The organism is Corynebacterium sp., assembly GCF_030538285.1.
Lineage (GTDB): Bacteria > Actinomycetota > Actinomycetes > Mycobacteriales > Mycobacteriaceae > Corynebacterium.
Window position 1 is genome coordinate 23,867 of record NZ_JAUNUG010000029.1, and the last position, 14,089, is coordinate 37,955.

Genomic DNA, 14,089 nt, shown 5'->3' on the forward strand with positions numbered 1-14,089 from the left:
TATCGGTATTTGAACCCCACCATAGAACAGCCGTACGAATAGCGCAACCCCCTTCCGGAAAATTGTCCGGAAGGGGGCGTCGATAAGCGGGGCTTAGCGGGTCGCCGCCTTCATGGCGGATACGAACTCGCCGAGCTCAGCCTTGAGGCCGCGCATGTCGGTGACCGCGTTGCCCTCGATGTATTTGTCCATAATCTTGGTGATCGCCGAGCCGGAGATCGCCCCGGAGGCGCCGGCCGCGATCGCATCGGCGACGTGCTGCGGGGAGGAGATGCCGAAGCCGAGGAGGATGGGGGCACCCCCGAAACGTTTGACGTTCTCCACGACCTCGGCGAGGCCAGTGATCGAAGACTCACGCTCCGTTCCCGTCACGCCATCGCGGGAGATGGCGTAGATATAGCCGCGGGAATGCTCCGCCACACCTTCCAGCGTAGTTTCAGCGGCCTGAGCAGGGGCGATGAAGATGGGATCAACGCCGGCGCGCTCAGCAGCGGCGATGAAGGGCGCACCCTCGCGGACGGGGACGTCGGGAAGCAGGATGGAGTCGGCGCCGGCCTCACCGAACTCGGAGTAGAAGTAGTCCAGACCCCGGGTGAAGGGCACATTGCCGTAGATGAGCATGCCGATCGGCAGATCAGGGAACTCGGCGCGGATGGTGCGGACCTGCTCGAGGGCGTCGTCGACGGTCACACCCCCCTCCAACGCGCGGATGTGGGACTTCTGGATCGTCGGGCCATCAGCGACGGGATCGGAGAAGGGGACGCCGATCTCGAGGGCGTCGGCACCCGCCTCCACGACGGTGCGCACGATCTCCAGGGCATCGGCCGGGGAGGGGTCGCCGAGCATGAGGAAGGGGACGAAGGCACCCTCGCCACGCTCCTGCAAAGCGGTGAACAGTGCTTCATAACGAGACATCAGGACTCCTTGTTGAGGACGAGATCGGGGTTCTCCTCCAGGGTGCGGCGGACGTGCGCGACGTCCTTGTCACCGCGACCCGACAGGGAGACGAGGATGGTCATCGGCTCGGTAGCCGTCTTCGCACGCTTGAGGGCATAAGCCATGGCGTGGGAGGACTCGAGCGCCGGGATGATGCCCTCGTGCAGGGAGAGCAGCTGGAAGGCCTCCAGGGCCTCGGCGTCGGTGATGCCGACATAGGTGGCGCGGCCGGTCTGATGCAGGTGGGCGTGCTGCGGGCCGACGCCCGGATAATCCAGGCCAGCGGAGATGGAATAGGACTCCTCCACCTGGCCATCGGAGTTGCGCATGAGGTAGCTGCGCGCGCCGTGCAGAATGCCGATGGATCCGTTGTTGATGGTAGCGCCGTGCTTGCCACTGTCCAGGCCGAGGCCACCGGGTTCGGCGCCGACGAGTTCCACGCCCTCGTCGTCGATGAAGTCGGCGAACATGCCGATCGCGTTGGATCCGCCACCCACGCAGGCGACGACGAGGTCCGGCAGACCGCCGGTGCGCTCAATCATCTGGGCCTTCGCCTCGGTGGAGATGATGCGGTGGAATTCGCGCACGATCGTCGGGAACGGGTGAGGGCCGGCCGCGGTGCCCAGCAGGTAGTGGGATTCGTGGAAGGTGGCGGTCCAGTCACGCAGTGCTTCGTTGACGGCGTCCTTGAGGGTGCCGGAGCCGGCATCGACGGGAATGACCTCCGCGCCCATGAGCTTCATGCGGAAGACGTTCGGCTGCTGCCTCTCGACGTCCTTGGCGCCCATGTAGACGACACATTTGAGGCCCAGAAGGGAGCAGGCCAGAGCCGTTGCGGTGCCGTGCTGGCCCGCGCCCGTCTCGGCGATAATACGCTTTTTGCCCATCCGCTTGGCCAGCAGCGCCTGGCCGATGACCTGGTTGGTCTTGTGCGCGCCGCCATGGACGAGGTCTTCACGCTTGAGGAAGATGCGGGCGGGGCCGTCGAGCGGCAGGTTGGAGCATTCGGTCAGCGGGGTCGGGCGGCCGAGGTAATCGCGTAGGTAGGTGGCCAGCTCCTCGCGGAAGGAGGGATCATTCTGGGCGTCGACGAAGGCCTTCTCCAGCTGGTCGAGCGCCGGGATGAGCGACTCGGGGACGAACTGTCCACCGAACTCGCCGAAATAGGCGGGCAGGAGTGTGTTGGTCATGAGCGGTCCTGATGGTGGTAGGTGCGGATGGTGGCGAAGGCGCGGCGCAGCGCGCCGGAGTCCTTGCGTCCGGGCTGGCCGGGGTACTCCACGCCGGAGTTGAGGTCGAGGCCGAGGCACCCCACGGCGAGTGCGTCGGTGATATTGGCGGGGTTGAGGCCTCCGGCGAGCAGGGATTTCTGCTTCACGACGTCCGGGATCCCCGACCAGTCGAAGGTGGTTCCGGTGCCGCCGTCCCCGGCGTCGAGAACAAGCTTATCGACGTCCCCGAGCAGTTCTTGCGCCAGTTCTGCGCCGTTGTCGCTGGTCATGGAGATGGCGCGCCAGACCTCGACACCTTCCGGCACGGAGGCGATGAGCTCGCGCTCGGCCTCCAGGGAGCCCTGGTAGGGGGCGTGGAGCTGTATGGCGGAGATGCCGTCGAAGGAGAGGTCGGTGGTGCGGCGCGTAACGGCGACATAGCGTAGGCCCGGCTCTGCGGCCATGATCTCCGCGGCTGTTTCACGTGAAACATTGCGCGGGGAGGCCTCTTCGAAGATGAGCCCGCCGTAGACGGCACCGGCGGCCGCAGCCGCCTGCGCGGCGTTGCCGGAGGTCAGTCCGCACACCTTGTTCGGTCCGTAGACGAGTTCGCGGGCGGCGAGGTCGATGTCCGGCTGCGAGGTGAGCTGGGAACCGACGAGGAAGCCATTCGAGTGCCCGCCGAGGCGACGCACGGTGGCGGCGTCGCGGATGCCGGACTCGGAGACAACCACCGCGTCCTCGGGAACCAGGGCTGCGAGGCGGGCGGAACGGTCCAGGTCAATGGACAGATCGTGCAGGTTACGGTGGTTGACACCGATGATCTTCGCGCCGAGACGCAGGGCCCGATCGGTCTCCTCCTCATCGATGACTTCGGTGAGGATGTCCAGGCCGTATCCCTCGGCGACGGCAGCCAGGGCGGCGTACTCGGCGTCGGAAAGCACGGAGAGCATGAGCAGGATGGCGTCGGCACCGAAATAGCGGGCGGCGTGGATCTGCACCTCGTCGATGATGAAGTCCTTGCACAGCACCGGCAGGTGGGTGGTGGAGGCGACGGTGGCCAGGTGGTCGTAGTCGCCACCGAAGCGGTCCGGCTCGCAGAGCACGGAGATGCCGGAGGCGTACTTGGAGTACACGCGGGCGATCGCGGCGGGCTCATAGTGCTCGCGGATCATGCCGAGCGAGGGCGAGGCCGACTTACACTCCATGATGAAGCGGTTGCCGCCGCGCTGGCGCAGGGCGTCGTAGAGCGAGCGGGTCGAGCGGGTCAGCGTGGAGAGGTCGACGTGGGCGATGCGCTCGCGGATCTCCGGCAGGTGGCCGCGACGCCCCTCGACGATCGATTCCAGGACGGTGGGCAGCTTAGACACTGTAATCAGTCCCCTCGTGAGTGGTGATCCAATTCTGGACTGTGCCGTCCTCCAGGAGGCGCAGCGCCAGCTCCGTGCCCTCGCGGAGGCTGTCGGCACGGGAGTTGAGGTAGAACATCGCGCCGGCGTTGACCGCCACGGCGTTGCGGTGCGCGGCCGGGCCCGTGCCGTCGAAGATGGCGCGCATGTGCTGCGCATTCTCCACTCCATCGCCGCCGACGAGGTCCTCCAGGGAGCACTTATCGACGCCGAGTTCCTCCGGCGTCACCTCGTACTCCACGATGTCCCCTCCCTCCTTCAGCTCCCACACGGTGGTGGTGCCGTGGACGGCGATCTCATCGGTGCCAGCGCCGTGGACCACGAGGGCACGGGAGCGTCCCAGCTCACGGAACACCTCCGCCAACATTTGGCCATGCCCAGGATTGGCTACACCCATAATTTGAAACTGCGGGCGAACCGGGGAAAGCAGAGGTCCGAGCACGTTGAACAGCGTCGGAATCTTCAGCGCCTTGCGCACCGGCTGCGCGTGGGCGATCGCCGGGTTGTACGCCGGAGCGAAGAGGAAGGTGAAGTTGGAGGCCTCGAACTGGCGGACCGCGCGGTCTGGGTCGAGGTCGAGCGGGATGTTGAGGGCCTCGAGCACGTCCGCCGAGCCGGACTTCGAGGAGACGGAACGGTTGCCGTGCTTGACCACCTTGAGGCCGCCAGCGGCCGCCAGCAGGGAGGCACCAGTGGTGATGTTGATGGTGTTGGCTCCATCGCCACCCGTGCCGGCCGTGTCGAGCACACCCTCACCGGTCACAGGGAAGGGGCGTCCGGCGTTGAGGAAGGCCTTGGCAGCGCCGGCGATGTCCTCGAAGGTCTCGCCGCGGGTGCGGATGGTCGCGAGCAGCGCGGCGATGTGGACATCGTCGTACTCACCGATGGTCATCGGGGTGAAAACCTCCACGGCCTCCTCCACGGTGGGGGCCGGATTGTCCAGGAAGCGCAGCAGCGTCTGCAGGGTGTCAGGATTGGTCATCGTCTAATTCCTTTCGGTGAGCAGCTGCTCCACGCAGCGGTTGAGGATGATGGGCCCGGAGGGGCTGAGTACGCTCTCGGGGTGGAACTGCAGCCCGAGCGCCAGGTCCATGGCGGCGGCCATGATGACGTCGCCGATCTCGGTCTCCGTCGTGGCCAGCGTCGTCACACCTGGCGGCGCCTCGACGCAGCCCAGCGAGTGGTAGCGGGCGACGGGCACGAGACGGCCGACCTCGCCGGGGATCTCAGCGTCGACAGCCAGACCCTCGAAGACGGGGTGCACGTCCCCCACCAGCGTCATCGGCACGGACACGCCGTGCACCGGACCGCAGGGTTCGACGGTTCCGCCGTGGTGCTCGATGAGCGCCTGGAAGCCGAGGCAGATGCCGAGGAGCGGGACGCGGCCGAGCGCGGCGTCGATAAGCGCCATCATGTGACCGGCATCGGCGGGATAACCGGGGCCGGGTGACAGGACGATGAGATCCGGCTCGGCGGCGAGGATCTCCTCGACGGCCACGGTGTTGCGGAAGACGGTGCAGCGGTACCCGGCGAGGGCGTCGACGAGGTTGTAGACGAAGCTGTCGTGGTTGTCCACGAGCACGATGTGTGTCATCGGATGACCTCCAGGGTGGAATCCGCGGCGAGCGCGATGGCGTTGAGCACGGCGTAGGCCTTGTGCAGGGTCTCATCGGCCTCGGACTGGGGGCTGGAATCCCGCACCACACCCGCGCCGGCCTGCACCAGTGCCACCCCGTCCTGCACGAAGGCGGAGCGGATGACGATGCAGTTGTCCATGGTGCCGTCGCCCTTGAGATAACCCACGGCGCCGCCGTAGGACCCGCGACGCTGCTTCTCGACGCCCCGCAGCAACTCCATCGCCCGGATCTTCGGCGCGCCGGACAAAGTGCCCATGTTCATGCACGCCCGGTAGGCGTCGAGGGCATCGAGGGAGGGGTCGAGGGTGGCGGTCACCCGGGAGACCAGGTGCATGACGCGGGAGTAGCGGTCCACCTGCAGCAGGTCGGCGACCCGCCGGGTAGCGGGGACGGCGACGCGGGCGAGGTCGTTGCGGGCCAGGTCGACGAGCATGGTGTGCTCGGCGATCTCCTTGGCATCGGTACGCAACTGCAGCTCCATGCGGATATCGAGTTCATCGTTGATGGTGCCGTCGGCGTTGAGACCGCGCGGGCGGGTGCCGGCGATGGGATACAGCTGCACCTCACGGGAATCCGGATCGAACTTCAGGTTCGATTCCGGGGAGGCGCCGAAGAGCTCGAAGGGACGGCCGTTGGTCCCGATCCCCCGCTGGTAGAACATGTACGGGCTGGGGTTCGTCTCACGCAGCTGGCGGTAGGCGGCGAAGGCGTCCGGGCAGGGAGCGGAGAAGGTGCGCGCCGGCACCACCTGGTAGATGTCGCCGTTGTGGATGTGCGACTTGAGGTCCTCGACGTGGGCGCGGAACGTCCCGTCATCGATGTCAGCTTCCACGCGGAGCACGTCCTCCGGGTGATGCTCGGGCTCGAAGGTGGGGACGGCGGCGTCGATAATGGCGGCGAGCTCGTCGATACGCGGGGCGAGGTCGCCGGCGAAGGAGACGCCCGTGAGCTGGGCCGTCTGCTCCTCATGGTTGATGCTGAGCACGATCTCGGCCAGCTCGAACTGGTAGTCCGGGTAGGTGTTGGGCCCCTCCCCCACCGCTGGGAGATCCTCGAAGGTCTCCAGGAAATCGAAGGCGATGCCGCCGGCCAGCATCGGCAGGGTGTCGGTGCTGTACCCGGCGTCACGGGTGAGCGCCCGCAGCGGCTCCACCGGGCTGACCGCGGTGAGGCGCTCCCGCTCATCGGCGGCCGTGGTGCGCGGGAACGTGAAAGTATCACGCCCGTACTCGGCCAGCTGCTCATTGAGCTTATCGACGATCACCTCCCCCGAATCACTCACCGCCTCCGCGATGACGTTGTGGCCGGTGCAGGTCAAGCGCACCGAGGAGGCCAGCACGGCGAGAGAGGAGATACCGGACTTGGTCGTGATGTCCGCTGACTCCAGCAGCAGGGAACCACCCAAGTGGGCAAACAGCCCGGAGGCGTCCGCGTGGTAGCGGACATCCCGGGTGTGGATGATCGGAGAGCTCATACGGGCCTTTCGGTTGTGCGCCGCTGGCTCGTCAATGAGAAAAGGCCCGCGGCGCTTCGGGAGGGAAGCAGGCGGGCCGGGAGATACAGACGTGGCACGCCGTTACGCGCGCCACCACCACTGGGTGTTCGTCATGTTCTTCACAAGCAGAAACGTTAACCCCGCGGAGAGGTCATGTCAATTTTTGTCGGCCTCACTGGCGGCCTTGCGCAGCGCGGCGACATCCACCTCGGCGGGGGCACCGCAGTTGCAGTCCTGGCCGCAGCCGCCCTGCTCGTCGTCTGCGGGGGCGTCGATAAGCGAAGCAGTACGGGCGCCGACGTTGGCGCCGAGGGACACGGCGACCAGCGCGATGACCACGGTGACCACAGTGAACACCCACATCCACCCGCCCGCGACAACAGCACCGAAGAGCAGCGCCACGCCACCGAAAGTCCAGATCGGGCCGGCGGCGGCGTGCGCGGCCTCCCATGCCTCCTGGGATTTGCGCACCTCCGGCACCCGCAGACCGAACACCGAGTTGCCCGGCAGCTTCCGTGTCCACGCCAGCACACCGAAGAGGATGAGCGCTACGGCGATAACCAAGAGGGCGATGGCGAGGAAAGTCATGAGGGTGAGTCTAACCCCTGCCCCAGTAGACGGTACATTTCGATCATGGACCTCAAGCGCCTTTCCTCATCACTGCTATTCCGGGTGGTCATCGCGATCATCCTCGGCATCATCTGCAGCTTCTTCTTCCCCGAGTGGCTAGCCCGCGTCTTCGTCACCTTCAACGGGCTGTTCGGCGGCTTCCTCGGCTTCTTCGTCCCCGTCCTCATCTTCGCGCTCATCACCCCGGCGATTGCCGGGTTGGGGCGCGGCGCCGGCAAATGGTTGGGTATCACCACCGGCATCGCCTACTTGTCGACGATCCTCTCCGGCCTCCTCGCCTACCTCGTCTCGGTGGCGGTCTACCCCTGGCTGCTGGCCGACCAGGGCGCGGTGGCCGTCTCCGACATCGACGAGGGTGGCCTGGCCCCCTACTTCGCCATCGAGATCACCCCGCCCTTCGCGGTCATGACCGCCCTGCTGCTCGCCTTCGCCGTCGGCCTGGCCATGACCACCGTGAAATCCGACACCCTGTACAAGGGCTCCCGCGACCTGGAGCGCGTGGTCATGAAGGTGATCACGGCGTTCATCATCCCGCTGCTACCGGTGTTCATCTTCGGCATGTTCCTCTCCCTGGGCATGAACGGCAACCTCATGGACACCATGATCGCCTTCGGCAAGGTGCTCGCCCTGTCCGTCGGCATGACCTTCGTCTTCCTCGCCTTCCAGTACGGGGTCGCCGGTGCGGTCACCGGGCGCAACCCCTTCGTGGCGTTCAAGAACATGCTGCCCGCCTACGCCACCGCGCTGGGCACCTCTTCTTCCGCCGCGACCATCCCGGTCACCTACGCCTCCGCACTGAAGAACAAGGTGGAGGTCAACGTCGCCGGCTTCGTCATCCCACTGTGCGCCACCATCCACCTGGCCGGTTCGATGATGAAGATCGGTCTCTACGCCTTCGCCATCGTCTTCATGTCCGGTCTGGACGTCTCCCCCGCCCTGGCCATCGGCTTCCTCCTCATGCTGGGTGTGACCATGATCGCCGCGCCGGGTGTGCCGGGAGGTGCGATCATGGCGGCCGTCGGCCTTCTGTCCTCCATGCTCGGCTTCTCGGATGACCAGGTGGCGCTCATGATCGCCGCCTACATCGCCGTCGACTCCTTCGGCACGGCCGCGAACGTGACCGGTGATGGTGCGATCGCGATGATCGTCAACAAGTTCGCCAAGGGCAAGATCCCGCCGCGCGGCACCGAAGAAGAGACCGAGGGCCTCGAGGCTGCGGTGTCCGGCGAGAAATAAGGCCGCGCCTTTATAGTTCTTTATAATTCGGCAATTTATAAAGAGGTATAAAGGAGCCATGCAGCCCAGCCCTTATACCCCGGGAACCGTGGCGACTGATGTGCCCGGTCGTCAGACGCTTCTGCAGGACGTCGACCGTCGCCTGGAGTTCATCCGCCAATTCCCGCGTATCGACGGCCGCATCTCCGTCTACGTCGGGCCCCGCGGGGTCGGGAAAACCAGTTTCCTGCGGGCCGCGCAGAAGCAGGCTGATATCGCAGGCTACGCCACCCTGTGGGTGACAGCCGGGGACGGTTCATTCGTGGATTCCCTGGTGGCGGAGTTCCATGGGCTGACCCAGAGCTGGCGGGGCGATGCGAAGGCCGTTTTCCTCGGATTGCTCAGCTCTCTGAGTGTGTCCGCCGGAGGGGTGTCTGTCACCTTTGAGGGGCAGGCTGGTGAACGTGCCCAGAAGGCCAGCCTGGGGCGCGCACTGCAGAGCGTGGTGGAGGCGGCGACTCGACAAGTTGTGGAGAGCGGACACCACGGCCTAGTGATCTTCGTGGATGAAATCCAGGCTGCTGACGACGACGGTCTGCGGGCTTTAGCTTATGCCTGGCAGCACATGCAGTCCGAGGCTGCAGATCTTCCGGTGATGGCTCTGACTGCGGGGCTGGGCCACAGCCAGGATGTGATCACCGAGGCAGTCAGTTTTGCCGAGCGTTTCAAGTATGAGCATCTGGGAAATCTCGATGAGGATGCTGCCCGGTCGGCGCTTGCGGATGCTGCGGAGGATGCGGGGGTCTCTTGGGCCCCTGCCGCGTTGGCGGAGGCGATGGACTTGGCCACTGGTTACCCCTATTTTCTGCAGTTAGTCGGGGATTTCACGTGGCAGGCTGCTGGGTATCCTGCCACGGGCGCCGTATTGGAACTGCCGCATGTTGCGCAGGCGCGCCGTGATTTTGCGGAGTCACGAGAGGACTTTTTCCGCTCCAGGTGGATGAAGGCCACAGATGCGGAATCTGAGGTGCTGCAGGCTATGGCGCAGCTCCCTCCAGGGCCGAAGCGCCGGGGAGATATCGCGGCTGCACTCGCTAAACCGACGACTGCGATCAGCATGGTCCGCCGTTCCCTGTTGGACAAGGGGTTGGTGGAGGCCTCGGGGTGGGGGATGTTGGACTTCACCGCGCCCGGTTTCGCGGAGTTCTTGAAAACAGAGCTGGGGCTCGACTGACTTTATAGTTCTTTATAATTCGGCAATTTATAAAGAGGTATAAAGAGGTCGCCTACCTGCTCAGCGCGAAGTGGCGTTCCGCCTGCTCCGCCTCGTGCTCCGGGCCCAGCGGGATGCCGGTGCGGTCGCGCAGTGAGGCTGCCGCCAGCAGCCCGATGAACGTGGCGACGAGCAGGTAGGCGGTGACACCCAGGGTCGAACCGGTCGCCTGCACCACGGCCGCCGCGATGGTCGGTGCAAAGGCGCCACCCAGGATGGAGCCCAGCGCGTAGGTGATCGAGGCGCCGGAGCCGCGTACCGACGCCGGGAACAACTCCGCATACAGCGCCGCCTGCTGGCCGTAGGTGACCCCCAGGCCCACGCCGAGCAGCAGCATCGCAGGCCAGATCATCCCGTTTTGCACGAGCGGGAACAGCGCCGCCGCGGCTACTGCCTGAATGACGAAGCCCACCAGGTAGGTGTTGCGGCGGCCGATCCGGTCGGAGATCCCGCCCGCCAGCACGCCCGAGATCAGCCAGGTGATGGCCGCGCCGGTGACGGCCCACAGCACTGCGCCGCGTTCCATCCCGAGGTCATTGACGGCCCAGCTCTGCACGTAGCCACCGGCGATCATGTAGCCCACGACGCCGTTGCCGGCGAAGACCAGCGCGCCGACGAACACCACCGGGAAGTAGTTACGCAGCAGCTCTCCCAGTGGGTTGGCCTGCTTCTTCTTCTGGGCAATCTCCTCGAACACGGGTGATTCGTCGACGCCGGAGCGGATCCAAAAGCCCAGGACCATGAGGCCGATGGACAACAGGAAGGGCACGCGCCAGCCCCATTCGATGAACGCATCGCCCGGCGCGATCATGCTCATCAGCGCCAACATGCCGGAAGACAGCAGCAGCCCGGCAGGCGCGCCAGCCTGCGGCCCCGCCCCGAACAGGCCCCGCTTCTCGACGGGCGCGTGTTCCACCGCCAGCAGCACCGCCGAACCCCATTCACCTCCGGCGGAAATGCCCTGGATGATGCGGAAGAGGATAAGCAGCAGCGGGGCGGCGATGCCGATCGTTTCGTAGGTGGGTACCAGGCCGATGAGGGTTGTCGCTCCGCCCATGGCCAGCAGCGTCACCATGAGGACCACGCGCCTGCCGAAAACGTCGGAGAAGTGCCCCGCCAGTACCGCGCCGAGGGGCCGGAAAAGGAAGGACAGGCCGACGGAGAGGAAGCTGACGATGGTCGCCATTCCCGGATCGAGGTCGCCGAACATCACCTTGTTGAACACCAGACCAGCGACCGCGGCGTACAAGAAAAAGTCGTACCACTCGATGGCGGTGCCGATGGTCGTCGCCGCCACAACCCGGCGATCATCTCGTCTCTGCATGAGCAAGCACACTACCGTGGCCAGCATGAAAGAACTTGCTCATCTGGACCAGATTGCCCCCGGGTCCACCCTGCTTCTCGACGACGGCCTCCTCCTCGTCCGCGACCTCGCCGGCGAGGTTCACCTCACCAATAACCGGTGCCCCCACGTCGGCTGGTCACTGGCAAAAGGCACGCTGCACGAGGACGCAGTTATCGAGTGTCCCCTGCACAAGGGCCTGTGGAATCTGCGCTCCGGTGATCCGGTGCGCTATCCGGCGCGGGTGCCGATGACGGTGTATCCCGTGGAGGTGCGGGATGGTCGGGTCTACCGTCTTCCCGACGCAGAGTAGCGATGTGGATGCTCACGCCCAGGGCGATGAACGGGAGGATTACGGCCGGAATGGTGTACCCCGACCACGCCAGGTAGCTCGCTGACAACCCGATGGAGATCCACAGCAAAACGATGGTGCGCGTCTTATGCGCACGCGTCATCGTGTGGTTGTTGTAGTTGTTGATGTAGGTCCCCAGCACCCGATGATTGACCAGGTAGTTATGCAACCGGGTCGAACTGCGGGCGAAGCAGAAGGCGCTGAGCAGGAGGAACGGGGTCGTCGGTAAGAGCGGCAGGAAGATGCCCAGCACGCCGAGCCCCAGGCTGAGGACACCGACCACCAGGAGGAGCGGGCGCAGCATCAAGACACCAACCGCACCATTCGTTCGTGGTACATCGGCGGCAGGCAGCCGGCCTCCACGATGCGGGCCGCGGCCTCCTTGTCGCCCTGCGCGCCGCGGAAGGCAGTGAGCATGGTGATGTCGTGGGCTGGGGTGCCGATAAGCACGATCTCATCGTCGGCCTGGATCCGGCCGGGAACCACGACGCGGAAGTAAGCACCGCACTGACCGCGCTGCGAGAACGTGCGCATCCACCCCTTCTCCTGCAGCCAGCCGGCGAAAGTGCGGCATGGCTGCCGCGGAATCGACACCTCGAGCTCTGCGGTGCCGATCCGTACCCGCTGGTTGATGAGCATCCCCGCGAGGTCCAGCCCCTGCGTGGTGAGGTTCTCCCCGAAGCTGCCGTCCGGCAGGCCCCGGCCGAGGAGCTCCTCCCAGTGGTCGAGTTCCTCACGCGCGAAGGCGTACACAGCCTTCTGCGCACCACCGTGATGCTGGGTGTCCCCCACGGTATCGCCGACCACGCCCGGGCCATCGCCGTAGGAGGGGCCCGGAGTGAACACGTCGATGAAAGGCTCCGGCTGCTTGTCAATGCCACTCACCCGCGGTGCCCCACCCGGGTCCGGGCGCGGCACGGCGACGTTGGTCGAGACGACGATCGGGGTCATGGGGCCAGTCTAGGCTGAGATCCCGGAAGGCCCCCATATCCCGAACCATGTGATCCGCGCGGGGCCTACTACACTGCTTAACCATGACGAACCCGAGCGATTCCACCCCCGCGTTCCGCTACACCCCTGCCCTGGCCAACCAGATTGAGCGCAGCTGGCAGCAGTACTGGGTGGACAACGGCACCTTCAATGCCCCGAACCCGGTCGGCGACCTGGCCACCGATCAGCAGCTGCCGAAGGACAAGCTCTTCGTCCAGGACATGTTCCCCTATCCCTCGGGCGCGGGTCTGCACGTCGGTCACCCGCTGGGCTACATCGCCACGGATGTCTACGCCCGTTTCCACCGCATGATGGGCAAGAACGTCCTGCACACGCTCGGTTATGACGCTTTCGGTCTGCCCGCCGAGCAGTACGCCATCCAGACCGGCACGCATCCACGCACCACGACGATGGCCAACATCGAGAACATGCGTCGCCAGCTCGATGCCCTGGGCCTGGGCCATGATCGTCGCCGCTCCATCGCCACTACCGACCCGGAGTACTACCGCTGGACCCAGTGGATCTTCCTCAAGATCTACAACTCCTGGTTCGATGAGGCGAAGCAGAAGGCCCGCCCGATCGAGGAGCTGTACCCGCTGCTCGAGTCCGGTGAACTGTCCACGAAGGACGGACGGGTCTACGGGGAGCTGAGTGACGTCGAGAAGCGCGCGGCCGTCGACGATTTCCGCCTCGTCTACCGTTCGAACTCCATGGTCAACTGGTGCCCCGGTCTGGGCACCGTGCTGGCGAACGAGGAGGTCACTGCCGACGGCAAGTCCGAGCGCGGCAACTTCCCCGTCTTCCGCAAGAACCTCTCCCAGTGGATGATGCGCATCACCGCGTACTCCGACCGCCTCATCGACGATCTCGAGCTGCTTGACTGGCCCGAGAAGGTCAAGTCCATGCAGCGCAACTGGATCGGCCGTTCCCGCGGCGCGGAGGTCGATTTCGACGCGTCCGGCCACACCATCCGGGTGTTCACCACCCGCCCGGACACGCTCTTCGGTGCCTCCTACATGGTGCTCGCCCCCGAACACGAGCTTGTCGACGTCCTGACGGCCGAGGTGTACGAGGACGACGTCGATAAGCGGTGGACTTTCGATTCCATCTCGCCGCGCGAGGCCGTGGAAGCTTATCGACGCGCCATCGCCGCCAAATCCGACGTCGAGCGCCAGGAGAACAAGGACAAGACCGGTGTCTTCCTGGGCGCCTACGCCACGAACCCGGTCAACGGCGCGCAGATCCCCGTGTTCATCGCCGACTACGTGCTCACCGGCTACGGTACCGGCGCCATCATGGCCGTCCCCGCCCACGATGACCGCGACTACGAGTTCGCCACCGTCTTCGGCCTGCCCATCCTCGAGGTGGTCGCCGGCGGCGATGTCAGCGAGGCCGCCTGGACCGGCGACGGCACCCTGGTCAACTCCGCGAACCTCGAAGGTCTGGACATCAATGGCCTGAACAAGGCCGATGCTATCGAGCGCACCATCGCGTGGCTTGTGGCTGAGGAGCGCGGCGTCGAGAAGATCCAGTACAAGCTGCGCGACTGGCTGTTCGCCCGCCAGCGCTACTGGGGCGAGCCCTTCCCCATCGTCTACT

13 protein-coding genes and 1 pseudogene are annotated in these 14,089 nt (G+C 65.6%); 4 read left to right on the forward strand and 10 right to left on the reverse strand.

Annotated elements, in window-relative coordinates; genetic code table 11:
• Nucleotides 1-93: 93 nt before the first annotated feature.
• From trpA to Q4G50_RS10200, 7 genes are all read right to left on the reverse strand, one after another.
• The gene (gene trpA, locus Q4G50_RS10170) at nt 94-915 is read right to left on the reverse strand and encodes a tryptophan synthase subunit alpha (protein ID WP_303377551.1); all 822 of its coding nucleotides are present in this window, start codon (nt 913-915) and stop codon (nt 94-96) included.
• Nucleotides 915-2,126 carry a tryptophan synthase subunit beta gene (trpB, locus tag Q4G50_RS10175; RefSeq protein WP_303377552.1) on the reverse strand — a complete coding sequence of 404 codons (1,212 nt, stop codon included), beginning with the start codon at nt 2,124-2,126 and terminating at the stop codon, nt 915-917. The genes trpA and trpB overlap by 1 nt, the downstream gene beginning before the upstream one ends.
• Entirely contained in the window at nt 2,123-3,523 is a 1,401-nt protein-coding gene (gene trpCF / locus Q4G50_RS10180) for a bifunctional indole-3-glycerol-phosphate synthase TrpC/phosphoribosylanthranilate isomerase TrpF (RefSeq protein WP_303377564.1), read from the reverse strand. Before trpCF ends, trpB begins: the two co-directional genes overlap by 4 nt.
• Complete coding sequence (trpD, locus tag Q4G50_RS10185; protein ID WP_303377553.1) at nt 3,510-4,538, reverse strand: anthranilate phosphoribosyltransferase; 1,029 nt, start codon at nt 4,536-4,538, stop codon at nt 3,510-3,512. Before trpD ends, trpCF begins: the two co-directional genes overlap by 14 nt.
• Before the next feature lie 3 nt (nt 4,539-4,541).
• Complete coding sequence (locus Q4G50_RS10190) at nt 4,542-5,150, reverse strand: anthranilate synthase component II (RefSeq protein WP_303377554.1); 609 nt, start codon at nt 5,148-5,150, stop codon at nt 4,542-4,544.
• Nucleotides 5,147-6,667, reverse strand: coding sequence for an anthranilate synthase component 1 (locus Q4G50_RS10195; RefSeq protein WP_303377555.1), 1,521 nt, complete (start codon nt 6,665-6,667; stop codon nt 5,147-5,149). The genes Q4G50_RS10190 and Q4G50_RS10195 overlap by 4 nt, the downstream gene beginning before the upstream one ends.
• 177 nt (nt 6,668-6,844) lie before the next feature.
• Nucleotides 6,845-7,276: an SdpI family protein gene (locus tag Q4G50_RS10200; protein ID WP_303377556.1), complete on the reverse strand. Its 432-nt coding sequence runs from the start codon at nt 7,274-7,276 to the stop codon at nt 6,845-6,847.
• Nucleotides 7,277-7,321: 45 nt separating this feature from the next.
• On the opposite strand from Q4G50_RS10200, the gene Q4G50_RS10205 reads away from it, so the two are divergent.
• Nucleotides 7,322-8,554 (forward strand): dicarboxylate/amino acid:cation symporter, encoded by a 1,233-nt coding sequence (locus Q4G50_RS10205; protein WP_303377557.1) that lies wholly within the window; start codon nt 7,322-7,324, stop codon nt 8,552-8,554.
• A gap of 58 nt (nt 8,555-8,612) precedes the next feature.
• Nucleotides 8,613-9,767 carry an AAA family ATPase gene (locus Q4G50_RS10210; RefSeq protein ID WP_303377558.1) on the forward strand — a complete coding sequence of 385 codons (1,155 nt, stop codon included), beginning with the start codon at nt 8,613-8,615 and terminating at the stop codon, nt 9,765-9,767.
• A 52-nt stretch (nt 9,768-9,819) separates the two neighbouring features.
• Here Q4G50_RS10210 and Q4G50_RS10215 read toward each other — a convergent pair whose 3' ends face one another.
• Nucleotides 9,820-11,130 (reverse strand): MFS transporter, encoded by a 1,311-nt coding sequence (locus tag Q4G50_RS10215; protein ID WP_303377559.1) that lies wholly within the window; start codon nt 11,128-11,130, stop codon nt 9,820-9,822.
• 25 nt (nt 11,131-11,155) lie between these two features.
• Between Q4G50_RS10215 and Q4G50_RS10220 the strand changes: the two genes are divergently transcribed.
• Nucleotides 11,156-11,461 carry a Rieske 2Fe-2S domain-containing protein gene (locus tag Q4G50_RS10220; protein ID WP_303377560.1) on the forward strand — a complete coding sequence of 102 codons (306 nt, stop codon included), beginning with the start codon at nt 11,156-11,158 and terminating at the stop codon, nt 11,459-11,461.
• Between the two features lie 52 nt (nt 11,462-11,513).
• Here the strand turns inward: Q4G50_RS10220 and Q4G50_RS10225 are convergent.
• Nucleotides 11,514-11,804 (reverse strand): annotated as a pseudogene (locus Q4G50_RS10225) (DUF454 family protein); the annotation flags it as partial.
• On the reverse strand, nt 11,804-12,451 hold the full coding sequence (locus Q4G50_RS10230) for an MOSC domain-containing protein (RefSeq protein WP_303377561.1): 648 nt from the start codon (nt 12,449-12,451) through the stop codon (nt 11,804-11,806). The pseudogene Q4G50_RS10225 and the gene Q4G50_RS10230, both read right to left, overlap by 1 nt.
• 83 nt (nt 12,452-12,534) lie before the next feature.
• On the opposite strand from Q4G50_RS10230, the gene Q4G50_RS10235 reads away from it, so the two are divergent.
• Nucleotides 12,535-14,089: class I tRNA ligase family protein (locus tag Q4G50_RS10235; protein WP_303377562.1), on the forward strand; the 1,555-nt coding region annotated here is incomplete at its 3' end.

What these genes read in the sequence shown, in the direction of transcription:
- Q4G50_RS10200 (WP_303377556.1), bottom strand. Translation starts at nt 7,276, where the DNA reads ATGACTTTCCTCGCCATCGCCCTCTTGGTTATCGCCGTAGCGCTCATC.
- Q4G50_RS10220 (WP_303377560.1), top strand. Translation starts at nt 11,156, where the DNA reads ATGAAAGAACTTGCTCATCTGGACCAGATTGCCCCCGGGTCCACCCTG.
- trpA (WP_303377551.1), bottom strand. Translation starts at nt 915, where the DNA reads ATGTCTCGTTATGAAGCACTGTTCACCGCTTTGCAGGAGCGTGGCGAG.
- trpB (WP_303377552.1), bottom strand. Translation starts at nt 2,126, where the DNA reads ATGACCAACACACTCCTGCCCGCCTATTTCGGCGAGTTCGGTGGACAG.
- Q4G50_RS10195 (WP_303377555.1), bottom strand. Translation starts at nt 6,667, where the DNA reads ATGAGCTCTCCGATCATCCACACCCGGGATGTCCGCTACCACGCGGAC.
- Q4G50_RS10215 (WP_303377559.1), bottom strand. Translation starts at nt 11,130, where the DNA reads ATGCAGAGACGAGATGATCGCCGGGTTGTGGCGGCGACGACCATCGGC.
- Q4G50_RS10230 (WP_303377561.1), bottom strand. Translation starts at nt 12,451, where the DNA reads ATGACCCCGATCGTCGTCTCGACCAACGTCGCCGTGCCGCGCCCGGAC.
- Q4G50_RS10190 (WP_303377554.1), bottom strand. Translation starts at nt 5,150, where the DNA reads ATGACACACATCGTGCTCGTGGACAACCACGACAGCTTCGTCTACAAC.
- Q4G50_RS10205 (WP_303377557.1), top strand. Translation starts at nt 7,322, where the DNA reads ATGGACCTCAAGCGCCTTTCCTCATCACTGCTATTCCGGGTGGTCATC.
- Q4G50_RS10210 (WP_303377558.1), top strand. Translation starts at nt 8,613, where the DNA reads ATGCAGCCCAGCCCTTATACCCCGGGAACCGTGGCGACTGATGTGCCC.
- trpD (WP_303377553.1), bottom strand. Translation starts at nt 4,538, where the DNA reads ATGACCAATCCTGACACCCTGCAGACGCTGCTGCGCTTCCTGGACAAT.